The 13,978-nt window shown below is 65.3% G+C and carries 14 protein-coding genes; 11 read left to right on the forward strand and 3 right to left on the reverse strand.

The features are described 5' to 3' along the window. Positions 1-2,124, reverse strand: coding sequence for a TonB-dependent receptor plug domain-containing protein (locus H0I86_RS08575; protein WP_180924691.1), 2,124 nt, complete (start codon positions 2,122-2,124; stop codon positions 1-3). Between the two features lie 194 nt (positions 2,125-2,318). Here H0I86_RS08575 and H0I86_RS08580 point away from each other — a divergent pair, with 194 nt between their 5' ends. The 10 genes from H0I86_RS08580 to H0I86_RS08625 all read left to right on the forward strand — a co-directional run bounded on the left by H0I86_RS08580 (position 2,319) and on the right by H0I86_RS08625 (position 10,956). After that, complete coding sequence (locus H0I86_RS08580) at positions 2,319-3,344, forward strand: NAD(P)H-dependent glycerol-3-phosphate dehydrogenase (protein WP_180924692.1); 1,026 nt, start codon at positions 2,319-2,321, stop codon at positions 3,342-3,344. A gap of 18 nt (positions 3,345-3,362) precedes the next feature. Further along, the gene (locus tag H0I86_RS08585) at positions 3,363-3,710 is read left to right on the forward strand and encodes a DUF4389 domain-containing protein (protein ID WP_124319875.1); all 348 of its coding nucleotides are present in this window, start codon (positions 3,363-3,365) and stop codon (positions 3,708-3,710) included. After that, positions 3,707-4,156, forward strand: a complete 450-nt coding sequence (sixA, locus tag H0I86_RS08590; protein WP_023968385.1) for a phosphohistidine phosphatase SixA — start codon at positions 3,707-3,709, stop codon at positions 4,154-4,156. The genes H0I86_RS08585 and sixA overlap by 4 nt, the downstream gene beginning before the upstream one ends. Before the next feature lie 225 nt (positions 4,157-4,381). Next, positions 4,382-6,049, forward strand: a complete 1,668-nt coding sequence (locus tag H0I86_RS08595; protein ID WP_180924693.1) for an AMP-binding protein — start codon at positions 4,382-4,384, stop codon at positions 6,047-6,049. Between the two features lie 30 nt (positions 6,050-6,079). Further along, entirely contained in the window at positions 6,080-6,523 is a 444-nt protein-coding gene (locus H0I86_RS08600) for a hotdog fold thioesterase (protein ID WP_180924694.1), read from the forward strand. A 114-nt stretch (positions 6,524-6,637) separates the two neighbouring features. After that, positions 6,638-7,444, forward strand: a complete 807-nt coding sequence (locus H0I86_RS08605; RefSeq protein WP_038580965.1) for an alpha/beta fold hydrolase — start codon at positions 6,638-6,640, stop codon at positions 7,442-7,444. After that, entirely contained in the window at positions 7,441-8,295 is an 855-nt protein-coding gene (locus H0I86_RS08610) for an alpha/beta hydrolase (protein WP_180924695.1), read from the forward strand. The genes H0I86_RS08605 and H0I86_RS08610 overlap by 4 nt, the downstream gene beginning before the upstream one ends. A 50-nt stretch (positions 8,296-8,345) precedes the next feature. Continuing rightward, entirely contained in the window at positions 8,346-9,005 is a 660-nt protein-coding gene (locus H0I86_RS08615; RefSeq protein ID WP_180924696.1) for a glutathione S-transferase family protein, read from the forward strand. A gap of 8 nt (positions 9,006-9,013) precedes the next feature. Then, the gene (locus H0I86_RS08620; protein ID WP_180924697.1) at positions 9,014-9,820 is read left to right on the forward strand and encodes a DUF4892 domain-containing protein; all 807 of its coding nucleotides are present in this window, start codon (positions 9,014-9,016) and stop codon (positions 9,818-9,820) included. A gap of 83 nt (positions 9,821-9,903) precedes the next feature. Continuing rightward, a complete protein-coding gene (locus tag H0I86_RS08625) occupies positions 9,904-10,956 on the forward strand; it encodes an AI-2E family transporter (RefSeq protein WP_180924698.1) in 1,053 nt (350 codons plus the stop codon). A gap of 153 nt (positions 10,957-11,109) precedes the next feature. Here the strand turns inward: H0I86_RS08625 and H0I86_RS08630 are convergent, their stop codons facing one another. After that, positions 11,110-12,153, reverse strand: coding sequence for a sensor histidine kinase (locus tag H0I86_RS08630; protein WP_180924699.1), 1,044 nt, complete (start codon positions 12,151-12,153; stop codon positions 11,110-11,112). Beyond that, entirely contained in the window at positions 12,153-12,917 is a 765-nt protein-coding gene (locus H0I86_RS08635) for a response regulator (RefSeq protein ID WP_180924700.1), read from the reverse strand. The genes H0I86_RS08630 and H0I86_RS08635 overlap by 1 nt, the downstream gene beginning before the upstream one ends. A 316-nt stretch (positions 12,918-13,233) precedes the next feature. Here H0I86_RS08635 and pyrF point away from each other — a divergent pair, with 316 nt between their 5' ends. After that, positions 13,234-13,932 (forward strand): orotidine-5'-phosphate decarboxylase, encoded by a 699-nt coding sequence (gene pyrF / locus H0I86_RS08640; protein ID WP_007931610.1) that lies wholly within the window; start codon positions 13,234-13,236, stop codon positions 13,930-13,932. Positions 13,933-13,978 lie beyond the last annotated feature (46 nt).

Below are 13,978 nucleotides of genomic sequence, written 5' to 3' on the forward strand. Positions count from 1 at the left end.
CTAGAACGTCAACTCCGCACTGAAGTAGAGGACGTGTTGCGAGTCATAGTTGTTGTCGACAAAGGTGGTGGGCTCGTCGTCGAGCCGTTGCTGGAGCACGCCGGCCAGCTCCAGGCTGCCCTTGCCCAGGGGGATGCGCTTGGCGACGCGGGTATCGACCCGTTCGAAGCGGTAACCGTTGAGCGCGCTGGAACCATAGTAGAAGAGCGCGCTGGACCAGCCCTGGCCCCAGTCGCGCAACCAGCCCGCCGAGCCGCTGTGGCGCGCGGTCAATTGCTCGTCCAGCGGGTTGCTGGCCTCGGCGTCGACATAGGCGTACGTCAGGCGCAGCCGGTCCGCCGGGTTCAGGCGCCAGTCCAGCTGGGTTTCGGTGCCGGCGAAGCGTGAGTTGTTGCTGTTGCTGGCGATGTACTGGTTGTTGCGCAGCGGCTCGCTGATCATCCCGCTGATTTCGTCGTAGAACAGCTTCACATCGAGGTTCAGCCCGAGATCGGCGAAAAAGCCGTTGTAGCCCAGCTCCCGCGAGCGCATGCGCTCCTGGTCGAGGTTGCCCGGGCCGCGGGTCTTGACGAAGTACTGGGCGCTGGGCTGGCCGTAGGCGGTCGGGCTCAGCTTGGTGACCCGGTAGCTCCAGTTGACGTTGTTCTCGAACATGTCCGGCGAGCGGATCGCTTCCGAATACACCGCCCGCAGGCCGTGGCGCGGATTGATCAGGTAGTTGACCGCCACCCGCGGGGTCAGCGAGCTGCCGCTCAGCTGCGAGTCCTCGAACATGGCGCCGCCCTGCAGCAGCCAGTGCTCGGTGGCGCGCCATTCCAGTTGGCCGAACGCGCGCCAGGTGCTGTCGTCGAGGGTGCCGTTGAAATAGGTTTCCGAGTCGGCGCGGTCGTAGCGATAGTTCAGGCCGCTGACCAGGCGCACACCGTCGGACAGGCTCAGGGTGTCCTGCAGTTCGAGGTCGTAGCGCGATTCACGGGCGCTCTGGTCGATATCCCCGCAGACCGTGCGCTTGGCGCCGTCCTTCCATTGGGTCAGCACCTGGTTCGCCAGGGCCTGTTCGGCCGCGGTGCCCGGAGGGGCGCCGGAGCCGGTGAAATTGTCCATGTGCCGGGCCAGCAGTTCGGCATAGTTCGGGTTGAGCTGCCAGAGGCGGGTCAGTTCCGGGCTGAACGACACTTCGGCGTCACAGGCGCGCCAGTTCTGCTGGCGGTCCCAGTGCTGGGCCGAGCCTTGTATATAAAGGCTGTGGTCCGGGTTGATGTCCAGGTTCCAGCGCAGCGAGCCGGCATAGTCCTTGGCGATCACGTCGGAGTTGTAGCCGGCCGAGGTGATACCGGAGAACACCGGGCGGTAGGTATAGGGGCGCTGGTTGCTGCCTTCCTTGGCACTGAGCTGCCAGTCGATGCTCTGCTGCTCGTCGAGCATCTGGCTGACCGACAGGCTGAAGCGGTTCAAACGCCGGCTGTCGCGATAGTCGGTGCCGTTGCGATCGCTGTCGAAGCCATCGTCCTCCTGCCCGGACAGCGACAGGCGCAGGTCGCCGCTGTCCCAGCCGGTGCCCTGGCTGGCGTACCAGTCGCTGATGCCGCGCTGGCCGCGGGTGACCTTGACCCGCGTGCCGTGGCTGTTGGCGGGCGAGCGGGTAATGATGTTGATCACCGCCATCAGCGCGTTGGCGCCGTAACTGACGGTATTGGGGCCGCGGAACACCTCGATGCGCTCGATGTCCTCCATGGCCACCGGAATGTCGCTCCAGTCCACGGTGGCCAGGCCCGCCCGGTACACCGAGCGCCCGTCGATCAGCACCTGCATGCGCCGCGCTTCGCTGGCATTGGTGCCGTGATAATTCACCGCGGCCTGGTTGCCGTTGATATTGCCGACCATCATCCCGGGCACCAGGCGCAGCAGCTCGCTGATGTCGCGGGCGCCGCTGGCGTTGATCAGTTCGCTGTCGAGCACGGTCATGCTGCCGGGCACGGCCGCGGGGGACTGTTTCAGACGGGTGGCGGTGAGGATTTCCGGCAGCGGCTGGTTGTCCAGGAACAGATCGTCGGCCAACGCCGGGGTGCTGCAAAGCAGCGCCAGCAAGAGCGATGGGCGGGAGAGGGGAGGGCCAGGATACACGGCACAGCCTTGATAACGGATAATTGCCGCGCATGTTAACCGAGATGACCGGGTTTTCCAGTCGATAACCCAGACAATCCGGGGTCTAATCGGTGTTTTCCCGGCATTTGTGCCTAATTGTTCACGGGGCTGGCCGCCGCAGGGCCGCCCCGTATAATGCCGCCATCGCCACTGTATGGATTGACGGATTGCATATGACTGAACAGCGCCCTATCGCGGTCCTGGGAGGCGGAAGCTTTGGTACCGCCGTGGCCAATCTGCTGGCCGAGAACGGCCATCGGGTGCGGCAGTGGATGCGTGACCCGGAGCAGGCGGAAGCCATTCGCATTCATCGCGAAAATCCGCGTTACCTCAAAGGCATCAAGATTCATCCGGCGGTGGAGCCGGTGACCGATCTGTTGGCCACCCTGAACGACAGTGACCTGTGTTTTGTCGCCTTACCCTCCAGCGCCCTGCGCTCGGTGCTGGCGCCCCATGCGCGGCTGCTCGCCGGCAAGCTGCTGGTCAGCCTGACCAAGGGCATCGAGGCGCAGACCTTCAAGCTGATGAGCGAAATCCTCGAAGAGATCGCTCCGCAAGCGCGGATCGGCGTGCTGTCCGGGCCGAACCTGGCCCGCGAAGTGGCCGAACACGCCTTGACCGCCACCGTGGTCGCCAGCGAAGACGAAGAGCTCTGCCAGCGCGTGCAGGCGGCCCTGCATGGCCGTACCTTCCGCGTCTATGCCAGCGCCGACCGCTTCGGCGTCGAGCTGGGCGGGGCGTTGAAGAACGTCTACGCGATCATCGCCGGCATGGCCGTGGCGCTGGGCATGGGGGAAAACACCAAGAGCATGCTGATTACCCGGGCGCTGGCGGAAATGACCCGTTTCGCCGTCAGCCAGGGCGCCAACCCGATGACCTTCCTCGGCCTGGCGGGGGTCGGCGATCTGATCGTCACCTGCTCGTCGCCCAAGAGCCGCAACTATCAGGTCGGTTTCGCCCTGGGTGAAGGCCTGAGCCTGGAAGAGGCGGTGGACCGGCTCGGCGAGGTGGCCGAAGGCGTGAACACCCTCAAGGTGCTCAAGGTCAAGGCACAGGAAGTGGGCGTATATATGCCGCTGGTGGCCGGATTACATGCCATCCTGTTTGAAGGTCGCACGCTGAATCAGGTCATCGAACTGCTGATGCGCGGCGAGCCGAAAACCGATGTCGACTTTATCTCCCCCAGTGGTTTCAACTGAGCAGGACAGGAGCGAGACATGAACGATACGAATTCCGAAGCCAAGTACGAATCCATCCTGCTGCGTGTGCTGTGGATGCTGGTGTTCGTGCTGGTCTGGCAAGTGGCGCAATTCATCCTCGGCGCGCTGGTGCTGGTGCAGTTGATCTACCGGCTGATCTACGGTTCGCCGAGTGCCAGCCTGATGAACTTCGGCGACAGCCTGAGCCAGTTTCTGGCGCAGATCGGTCGCTTCGGCAGTTTCCACACCGACCAGAAGCCTTGGCCGTTCGCCGACTGGCCGGCCCCGCGCGCGCCTGAAGGCGAAGCGCCGCACGTGGTGCCACCGGCGCCCCATCCGGCGCGCGACGAGGAGCCCAAGCTGTGAAGCTCTGGGTGTTGCGTCACGGTGAAGCCGAGCCGCATGCGCGCAGCGATGCCGAGCGCAACCTGACCGAGCATGGCCGCCAGGAAGCGCTGCGCAGCGCCGCGCACCTGATCGGCCAGCCGCTCAGCGCAATCATCGCCAGCCCTTATGCGCGGGCGCAGCAGACGGCGAAGCTGGTGCGCGAAGCCCTGGGCTTCGAAGCGGAAATCCGCACCGTGTCCTGGCTGACGCCGGACAACAACCCGCTGTCAGTGGTCGCCCAACTCGATTCGGTGGACAACGTGCTGCTGGTCAGCCACCAGCCGCTGGTGGGCAACCTGATCGGCCTCCTGCAGCACGGCCATCTGCGCAATCCCCAGCCGATGCACACTGCAGGCCTGGCGGAGCTCGAAGGCGACTGGCCGCTGGCCGGCCTAATGACCCTCAACAGCATCAAGAATCCCTGAACCCCTGGACTGTAGGAGCGCGGTTTGCCCGCGATAAAAGAGTGCCGCGTAGTTTCAGGTACCCCGTGTCGCTGCTCTTCGCGGGCAAGCCTCGTTCCTACGACGATCTGTTCTTTTCGCTACATTTCTTAACTTGCAGCGTTCCTTTGTGCGTGGAATAGTCGCCCGAGCAAGTGCTTGGTTGGCTAGCCTCACGATCAGAACAAAAACAAAGGAGCGAGTCGCATGTCTGCTGCTTTTCGTTTGCCGCTGGAAGTGTTCTACGAGCGCGAAGCTCGTCATCCCCGCCAACGTTTCCTGGTCCAGCCCCTGGGGGGTGGCCGGGTCGAAGAGCTGACCTGGGCCGACGTCGGCCACCAGGCCCGCTGCGCCGCCCACTGGCTGCGCGCCCGCGAGCTGCCGCCGGGCAGTCATGTCGCGATCATTTCCAAGAACTGCGCCCACTGGATCATCGCCGACCTGGCGATCTGGATGGCCGGTCACGTTTCCGTGCCGCTGTATCCCAACCTGACCGCCGATTCGGTGGCCCAGGTGCTGGAGCATTCCGAGTCGGCCCTGGTGTTCATCGGCAAGCTCGATGACTGGCCGGCGATGGCCCCCGGTGTGAAGCCCGGGCTGCCGACCATCAGCCTGCCGATCTGCCCCGAAGGCCGCTTCGACTTCACCTGGGACCAGTTGCAGCGGTGCTCGCCGATCCAGGACGACCCCAACCCCGCCGCCGAACAACTGGCGACCATCATTTACACCTCGGGCACCACCGGCCTGCCCAAGGGCGTGATGCACAGCTTCGGCACCCTGGGTTTTGCGGCGACCCGCGGCACCCAGCTGTTCGGCCTTGGGCCGACGGACCGGCTGCTGTCCTACCTGCCGCTGTGCCACGTGGCCGAGCGCATGTTTGTCGAGCTGGCGGCGATCTATACCGGGCAGACGGTGTTTTTCGCCGAGAGCCTGGAGACCTTTCTCACCGACCTGCAGCGGGCGCGGCCCACGGCGTTGTTCGGCGTGCCGCGGATCTGGACCAAGTTCCAGATGGGCGTATACAGCAAAGTTCCGGCCAAGCGCCTGGACTTCCTGCTGGGCCTGCCGTTCATCGGCAAGCGGGTCGGACGCAAGGTACTGGCCGGGCTGGGGCTGGACGCCCTGCGGGTCGCCTTGTCCGGCGCCGCGCCGGTGCCGCAGACCCTGTTGGACTGGTATCAGCGCCTGGGCCTCGATGTGCTGGAGGTGTACGGCATGACCGAAAGTTGCGGTTATTCCCATATCGGCCGCAGCGGCCAGCATGTACCCGGCTGGATCGGCCGGCCCTGCCCGGACGTCGAGGTGCGGATCGACGAGGCCGGAGAGGTCCAGGTGCGCAGCGGGGCGACCATGCTCGGCTACTTCAAGGACCCGCAGAAGACCGCGGAAACCGTCACCGCGGATGGTTTCCTGCGCACCGGCGACAAGGGCGAGCAGGACGCCGACGGCAATCTGCGCCTGACTGGGCGGCTCAAGGAGATCTTCAAGACCAGCAAGGGCAAGTACGTGGCCCCGGCGCCGATCGAGAACCGGCTGGCGGTGCATTCGCGGATCGAGCAGGTGTGCGTGGTCGGCGATGGCCTGAGTGCGCCTCTGGGCTTGTGCGTGTTGTCCGCGGCTGGACTGCAGGACGCCGCCGGCGGTGCCCGTGGCGGCCTGCATGCGAGCCTGGAAAGCCTTCTCGATGAGGTCAACGGCGCGCTCGACAAACACGAGCGCTTGCACCGCCTGGTGGTGGTGAAGGACAGTTGGGCGGTGGAAAACGGCTTTCTGACCCCGACCCTGAAGATCAAGCGCAATGTCATCGAAGCCACCTACGGCGAGCGCTTCAAAGAGTGGAGCGAGCGCTCCGAAGCGGTGCTGTGGCAGGATTGAGCGCGGATAACCACCTTAAAGGATGCAGTGATGAGCTTATGGCGTACCACCCCGAACATCGAGCAACTGAACGCGATCCAGAAAAACACCATCGGTGAGGTGCTGGACATCCGCTTCGAGTCCTTCGACGACGAATCCCTGACCGCGAGCATGGTGATCGACCATCGCACCCACCAGCCCTATGGCCTGCTGCATGGCGGTGCCTCGGTGGTGCTGGCGGAGTCGGTCGGCTCCATGGCCAGCTACCTGTGCATCGACTCCAGCAAGTTCTATTGCGTGGGCCTGGAGATCAATGCCAACCACTTGCGCGGCCTGCGTTCCGGCCGGGTGACGGCGGTGGCCAGGGCGATTCACATCGGGCGTACCACCCATGTCTGGGATATCCGCCTGAGTAGCGACGAAGGCAAGGCCAGCTGCGTATCGCGCCTGACCATGGCCGTGGTGCCGCTGGGGCAGATGCCGCCGGCACGTTGAGCGGTAACCATAGGCTGAAGCGGAGTGTCATCATTCTTGACCGTTACTGTCATTGCCGCCGGGTAATGGCGTGCGGACAATCAGCCATCGTTTTTTGTTCATGAGTTAGCCGGTATGTCGCAACAGGTGTTTTTCGCTCACGCCAACGGGTTTCCCTCGGGGACCTACGGCAAGTTGTTCGCCGCCCTGGCGCCCGAATATCAAGTGGCGCACTTGCAGCAGCACGCCCACGATCCACGCTTTCCGGCGGATGACAACTGGCTGAACCTGGTGGACGAACTGATCCACCATTTGCAACAGCAGGCCGAGCCGGTGTGGGGCGTCGGCCATTCGTTCGGCGGCGTCCTGCATCTGCACGCGGCGCTGCGTTGCCCAGAGCTGTATCGCGGGGTGGTGATGCTCGACTCGCCGGTGCTGACCCGTGCCGATCAATGGGTGATTCGCGCCGCCAAGCGTTTCGGTTTTATCGATCGCCTGACCCCCGCCGGCCGGACCCTGGGCCGGCGCGAGGAGTTCAGCGACCTGGAGTCGGCGCGCAAGTACTTTGCCGGCAAGACCCTGTTCCGCGGCTTCGACCCCGAGTGTTTCGACGCCTACCTGCAACACGGCCTGCATCAGGTCGACGGCCGTTTGCGGTTGCGCTTCGATCCGGCCACCGAGATCAGCATCTATCGCGGCGTGCCGCACACCAGCCCGGGCCGCCCCCGGCAGTTGAAGGTGCCGCTGGCGGTGGTGCGCGGGCGCCAGAGCCGGGTGGTGATGAAGCACCACGCCAGCAGTGTCGGGCGCATGCCCCATGGCGAATCCCTGAGCATGCCGGGCGGGCACATGTTTCCGCTGGAGCGCCCGCAGGACACCGCGGCCCTGCTGAAAAAACTCTTCAGCCGCTGGGAAGCCCGCGCCGAACGGAGCTGCGCATGAGCGCCGCGGTGGAAGAAGTCCGCCTGAGCCTGCCGCATATCGAGCTGGCAGCCCACCTGTTCGGCCCCGAGGACGGCTTGCCGGTCATTGCCTTGCACGGCTGGCTGGACAACGCCAACAGCTTCGCGCGGCTGGCGCCCAGGCTGCGCGGCTTGCGCATCGTCGCCCTGGACATGGCCGGGCATGGCCATTCCGGGCACCGCCCCCTGGGTGCCAGCTATGCGCTCTGGGATTACGTGTATGACGTGTTGCAGGTCGCCGAGCAGCTGGGTTGGAAACGCTTTGGCCTGCTCGGGCATTCCCTGGGCGCGATCGTCTCGCTGGTGCTGGCCGGCTCGTTGCCCGAGCGGGTGAGCCACTTGGCATTGATCGACGGGGTGATTCCGCCGACCGCCACCGGTGAGAACGCCGCCGAGCGCATGGGCATGGCGCTGCAGGCCCAGCTGGACCTGCGGGAAAAGCGCAAGCCGGTCTACGCCACCCTGGACCGCGCCATCGAGGCGCGAATGAAGGGCGTGGTCGCGGTCAGCCGCGAAGCCGCCGAACTGCTCGCGCAACGTGGCCTGATGCCGGTCCCGGGGGGCTACACCTGGCGCAGCGACAGCCGCCTGACCCTGGCTTCGCCGCAGCGCCTGACCCAGGAACAGGCCATGACCTTCGTCCAGCGCCTGTCCTGTCCGACCCATCTGGTGGTGGCGGCCGACGGCATGCTGGCCAAGCACCCGGAGTTGCTGGAGCGGCTACCCTTTAGCCGGGAACAGCTGCCTGGTGGCCATCACCTGCACTTGAATGATGAAGCCGGCGCGAGCCTTGTTGCAGACTGTTTCAATAGGTTTTTCGCCGTTTCTTGACTTGCAGCGGGCAACTGTCGAGGCTGGGCGGGTTGAAATGGGAGACAACCATGATAGATCTCTACACCGCTGCGACCCCGAATGGCCACAAGGTCTCTATCGTGCTCGAGGAACTCGGCCTGCCTTATACGGTGCATGCCCTGAGTTTCGACAAGAAGGAACAAAAGGCTCCAGGCTTTCTCAAGATCAATCCCAATGGCCGGATTCCGGCGATTGTCGACCGCACCAACGGCGATTTCGCCGTGTTCGAGTCCGGCGCGATTCTCCTCTACCTGGCTGAACTCACTGGGCAACTGCTGCCGAGCGATCCCAAGGGCCGCTCCCGGGTCATCCAGTGGCTGATGTTCCAGATGGGCGGCATCGGCCCGATGCAGGGCCAGGCCAATGTGTTCTTCCGGTACTTTCCGGAAAAACTCCAGGGCGCTATCGACCGCTACCAGCATGAAACCCGGCGCCTGTACGAGGTGCTCGACACCCGCTTGCAGGAAGTCGAATTCCTCGCCGGCGACTACAGCATTGCCGATATCGCCACCTTTCCCTGGGTGCGCGGCCATGAATGGTCCGGGGTTCCGGTGGAGGGCCTGACGGCCCTGCAACGCTGGATGGCGACCCTCGAGGCGCGACCGGCGGTGCAGCGCGGGCTGCTGGTTCCGCAGCGCACGGATGACGCCAGTGTCATCAAGGGTGCCCAGGCCATGCTGATCCGATGAGAGCATCCATGCGTTTATTCAATGTCCTGCTGCTGTCCTGTGCCAGCCCCTTGCTCCTCGCCGCCGACTTGCCCGGCAGCCATGACTTGCCGATCGTGCCGCGCATGCCTGACGCGCAGATCGTCGACTACCGCCCGGCGGCCGAGATGGAGCGGATCTATCCCATGGGCTCGATCCGCAAGATCAGCGGCCAGCTGCGTTTCGATGGCCAGGTCGGCGCGCGCGGCACCGCGACGTCGGTGACCTACGAGTTGCCGCCGGAGCATTCCTCGACCGCGGCCTTTACCGCCGCCCGCGAAGCCTTGCAGAAGCAGGGCGCCGAACTGTTGTTCTGGTGCCAGGCCCGGGATTGCGGGGAAAGCAGCCTGTGGGCCAACGAGGTGTTCGGCAACGCCAAGCTGTACGGCGCCGATGCCCAGCAGGCCTACCTGCTGTTGCGCCTGGCCGCGCCCAACGACAACTCGCTGGTGGCCCTGTACAGCATTACCCGTGGCAATCGCCGGGCGTACCTGCATGTCGAGCAGTTCGACGCCAGTACTCCCCTGGGCGAGTTGCTGCCGACCTCGGCCACCCTGTTGCGCCAGCTCAAGGACACCGGCGAACTGGACCTGCCCAAGCTTGGCGGCGAGCCCCAGCCCACCTGGCTGACCTTGCTGTCGCGCGGGTTGAACCTCGATACCACCTTGCGGGTCAGTGTTTCCGGGCCGAATGCCGAGGCCTGGCGCCAGGCTCTGATTGGCCAGGGCGTGCGGGCGGCACGCATGGAAACCGGTGGCAGCGAGGCGCCTGGCTTGCGCCTTGAACTGCTGCGCTGAATTGCTGCATTGAACGGGCGCAGGCGAACGAGTGATCCGCCGTTCGCCTACGCTGGGTGAGTTGACCTTTCTCGAGATCCTACATGCTCAATAATGATCGCCTGTTGGTGCAGATCCTGCTTCTGGTGCTGTTCGGCGCCAGCTTCTGGGTCATGGCACCGTTCTGGTCCGCATTGTTCTGGGGGGCGGTCCTGGCGTTTGCCAGCTGGCCGCTGATGCGCCTGCTGACCCGCTGGCTCAATGGCCGCGAGTCCCTGGCCGCGGCCGTGCTGACCCTGGGCTGGATGCTGCTGGTGGCGGCGCCGCTGGTCTGGCTCGGTTTCAACCTGGCCGACCATGTGCGCGATGCCACCGCTTTTATCAAGGATGTGCAGGTCGATGGCCTGCCCGAAGCACCGAGCTGGCTGGCCGGCGTGCCCTTCGTCGGTGAACGCCTGGTGGGGCTGTGGAACAGCATCGACCAGCAGGGCGCGGCGATGATGCTGGCGATCAAGCCTTACCTGGGGCAGGTCGGCAACTGGCTGCTGGCCCGCAGCGCGCAGATCGGTGGCGGGATCCTCGAACTGACCCTGAGCATTGTCTTCGTGTTTTTCTTCTATCGCGACGGCCCGCGCCTGGCGGCGTTCGTCCATGGGCTGCTGGAGCGCCTGATCGGCGACCGCGCCGGCTACTACATCGAGCTGGTGGCCGGTACGGTGCAGCGGGTGGTCAACGGTGTGATCGGCACTGCGGCGGCCCAGGCGATCCTGGCCCTGATCGGGTTCCTGATCGCCGGCGTGCCGGGCGCGCTGGTGCTGGGGATCGTCACCTTCCTGCTCAGCCTGATTCCCATGGGCCCGCCGCTGGTGTGGATTCCAGCCACCGCCTGGCTGGCCTGGAAAGGTGAATACGGGATGGCGGTGTTCCTCGGTATCTGGGGCACCTTCATCATCAGTGGCGTCGACAACGTGCTCAAACCCTACCTGATCAGCCGGGGCGGCAACCTGCCGCTGGTGATCGTGCTGCTCGGGGTCTTCGGCGGGCTGATCGCCTTCGGTTTCATCGGCCTGTTCATCGGCCCGACCCTGCTGGCCGTGGCCTACAGCCTGTTGACCGACTGGAGCACCAGCCAGGCGCGGGTCGAAGACAAGCGCTGATGCATGCAGAACGCGGGCATCCGTGCCCGCAGTCCCTGTAGCCGCTGCCGAGCAGCGCGAGGCTGCGATCGGCTTCGGCGGCACTCCGACGCAGCGGCCGTAAATCAGGCAACGGGTATGTGAGCTTTGTACCGGTCGGTACACACGGACGGTTCAGGCGCGGGGCAGGCGCACCACGGTGGTCAGGCCACCGCCTGGGGTTTCTTCCAGGTGCAGTTGCCCGCCCAGGCGTTCGGCGGCCTCGCGGGCGATGGTCATGCCCAGGCCGACGCCGCCGGAGTTGCGGTTGCGCGAGCCTTCCAGCCGATAGAAGGGTTCGAACACCGCTTCGCGCTGGTCTTCGGCGATGCCCGGGCCGTGGTCGATGACCCGGATCAGCACCTGCTCGCGGCTGTCCTGCAGGCTGATGCGGGCGTGCCCGGCGTAGCGCAGGGCGTTGTCCAGCAGGTTGTTCAGGCAGGAGCGCAGGGCCATCGGCTGCACTTGCAGGGGCGCGCAATGGCCGCTGGTCTGCACGTCGGCGCCCTGGTCCTGGGCGTTTTCACAGAGCGATTCCACCAGCGCCTGCACGTCCATCCACTGCACGGCCTCGCTGGTGCGCTGTTCGTGCAGGTAGCTCAGGGTCGCGTCGAGCATGCTGATCATGTCGTCGAGGTCCTGGCGCATCTGGCCCTGCAGCTTGTTGTCTTCGATCTGTTCCAGCCGCAGCTTGAGGCGCGACAAGGGCGTGCGCAGGTCATGGGAAACCGCGCCGAGCATGCGCCCGCGCTGCTTGACCTGCTCCTGGATGCGCCGTTGCATCAGGTTGAAGGTATGGGCCGCCTGCCGCGCTTCCCGCGGGCCGGACTCGTCCAGCGGCGGGCTGTCGAGGTCTTCGCTGAGACGCTCGGCGGCATCGCTCAGGCGCTGGATCGGCCGGGTCAGCAGCTTGGCGCCGTACCAGGCGGCGATGATCAGCGAGATGAACTGGAAGGTCAGCGGCACGATCGGCCCGCCGAACCAGGGCCGTGGCGGCCGCGGTTCGAAGCGCCCGCTGCCGGGTTGTGGCTGGCCGCTGAATTCGCTGGCCGGCGGACGCGGATGCGGATGCGGGCCGTAGAGGCGGAACCAGAAGAAGGCGAGCAGGTGGGCGAGCACGATCGCGATCAGCAATACCCCGAACAGGCGGCCGAACAGCGTATCGAAGCGCCCACGCATCAGCCGATGTCTCGGGCGTCGAACAGGTAGCCTTCGCCGCGCACGGTCTTGATCAACTGTGGCGATTTCGGGTCGTCGCCGAGCTTCTGCCGCAGGCGCGAGACCAGCAGGTCGATGCTGCGATCGAAGGCTTCGATGGAGCGGCCACGGGCGGCGTCCAGCAGCTGTTCGCGGCTCAGCACCCGGCGCGGGCGTTCGATGAACACCCAGAGCAGGCGGAACTCGGCGTTGGACAGTGGTACGACAAGACCGTCGGCGGAGATCAGCTGGCGCAGCACGCTGTTCAGGCGCCAGTTGTCGAAGCGGATATTGGCCCGCTGTTCGGTGCGGTCGTCGCGGACCCGGCGCAGGATGGTCTGGATCCGCGCCACCAGCTCCCGGGGCTCGAAGGGCTTGGCCATGTAGTCATCGGCCCCCAGCTCCAGGCCGATGATCCGGTCGGTGGGCTCGCAGCGGGCGGTGAGCATCAGGATCGGGATGTCCGATTCGTTACGCAGCCAGCGGCACAGGGACAGGCCATCCTCGCCGGGCAGCATCAGGTCGAGCACCACCACGTCGAAGTGTTCCGCCTGCAAGGCCTGGCGCATCGCCGCTCCGTCGGTCACGCCGGTGGCGTGGATATTGAAGCGGGCCAGGTAGTCGATCAGCAGTTCGCGGATCGGTACATCGTCGTCGACGATCAGCGCCCGGGTGTTCCAGCGCTTGTCGTCACCCGTGCCGGGTGCTTTCTGATCGTCAGTGAGGGGAGCTGGAGTGTTATGCATGCGTGCGATCATCTGCCAGGTAGGCTGCCAGCCACAAAGATGGGCGGCGAGGTGGTGGCTTCAGCATAGGCGTCCGGCCCTGGGGCTGGAAGTGCTGTTCGGGAGTGTTGCGGCAGGCGAGGGTAGCCGGGCTGGTTGTTGCCGACGTGTCGGGAGTGTATCGGGCTAGACACAATTGCCGCCAGGGTCGGGCATTTGGACGGTTTTATCGATACGGGAGCTGCCGTTGGCGATGAATTACCGATCATCGGGTCCCGGAGCGCCGTCGCTTGCGCTACAATCCGCGCCGATTTCGACTTGCCTGAGAGCCCCCTTCATGTCCGCTTGCCAGACTCCTATCATCGTCGCCCTGGACTTTCCCACCCGTGACGCCGCACTGAAACTGGCTGATCAGCTGGACCCCAAGCTGTGCCGGGTCAAAGTCGGCAAGGAACTGTTCACCAGTTGCGCCTCGGAAATCGTCGGCACCCTGCGCGACAAGGGTTTTGAAGTCTTCCTCGACCTGAAATTCCATGACATCCCCAACACCACCGCGATGGCCGTCAAGGCCGCCGCGGAGATGGGCGTGTGGATGGTCAATGTGCACTGCTCCGGCGGCTTGCGCATGATGGCGGCCTGCCGCGAAGTGCTCGACCAGCGCAGCGGCCCGAAACCGCTGCTGATCGGCGTGACCGTGCTGACAAGCATGGAGCGTGAAGACCTGGCCGGCATCGGCCTGGATATCGAACCGCAGGAGCAGGTGCTACGCCTCGCCGCCCTGGCGGAAAAGGCTGGCATGGACGGCCTGGTCTGTTCGGCCCTGGAAGCCCAGGCGCTGAAGGCCGCGCACCCGTCGCTGCAACTGGTGACTCCGGGGATTCGTCCGGCGGGCAGCGCCCAGGACGACCAGCGGCGCATCCTTACTCCGCGCCAGGCGCTGGATGCCGGTTCCGATTACCTGGTGATCGGCCGTCCGATCAGCCAGGCGGCGGACCCGGCCAAGGCCCTGGCGGCCGTGGTGGCCGAGCTGGCGTAAGCCGCAAAGACAATCGCGGGCAAGCCGCACTCCTGATCTTCTGTAG

This window comes from Pseudomonas chlororaphis subsp. aurantiaca, assembly GCF_013466605.1.
In the GTDB taxonomy this organism is placed as follows: domain Bacteria; phylum Pseudomonadota; class Gammaproteobacteria; order Pseudomonadales; family Pseudomonadaceae; genus Aquipseudomonas; species Aquipseudomonas chlororaphis_I.

Excerpts from the sequence above, each read along its gene's own strand:
- H0I86_RS08580 (WP_180924692.1), top strand. The coding sequence starts at position 2,319 with ATGACTGAACAGCGCCCTATCGCGGTCCTGGGAGGCGGAAGCTTTGGT.
- H0I86_RS08585 (WP_124319875.1), top strand. The coding sequence starts at position 3,363 with ATGAACGATACGAATTCCGAAGCCAAGTACGAATCCATCCTGCTGCGT.
- H0I86_RS08595 (WP_180924693.1), top strand. The coding sequence starts at position 4,382 with ATGTCTGCTGCTTTTCGTTTGCCGCTGGAAGTGTTCTACGAGCGCGAA.
- H0I86_RS08600 (WP_180924694.1), top strand. The coding sequence starts at position 6,080 with ATGAGCTTATGGCGTACCACCCCGAACATCGAGCAACTGAACGCGATC.
- H0I86_RS08605 (WP_038580965.1), top strand. The coding sequence starts at position 6,638 with ATGTCGCAACAGGTGTTTTTCGCTCACGCCAACGGGTTTCCCTCGGGG.
- H0I86_RS08610 (WP_180924695.1), top strand. The coding sequence starts at position 7,441 with ATGAGCGCCGCGGTGGAAGAAGTCCGCCTGAGCCTGCCGCATATCGAG.
- H0I86_RS08615 (WP_180924696.1), top strand. The coding sequence starts at position 8,346 with ATGATAGATCTCTACACCGCTGCGACCCCGAATGGCCACAAGGTCTCT.
- H0I86_RS08620 (WP_180924697.1), top strand. The coding sequence starts at position 9,014 with ATGCGTTTATTCAATGTCCTGCTGCTGTCCTGTGCCAGCCCCTTGCTC.
- H0I86_RS08625 (WP_180924698.1), top strand. The coding sequence starts at position 9,904 with ATGCTCAATAATGATCGCCTGTTGGTGCAGATCCTGCTTCTGGTGCTG.
- H0I86_RS08630 (WP_180924699.1), bottom strand. The coding sequence starts at position 12,153 with ATGCGTGGGCGCTTCGATACGCTGTTCGGCCGCCTGTTCGGGGTATTG.
- H0I86_RS08635 (WP_180924700.1), bottom strand. The coding sequence starts at position 12,917 with ATGCATAACACTCCAGCTCCCCTCACTGACGATCAGAAAGCACCCGGC.
- pyrF (WP_007931610.1), top strand. The coding sequence starts at position 13,234 with ATGTCCGCTTGCCAGACTCCTATCATCGTCGCCCTGGACTTTCCCACC.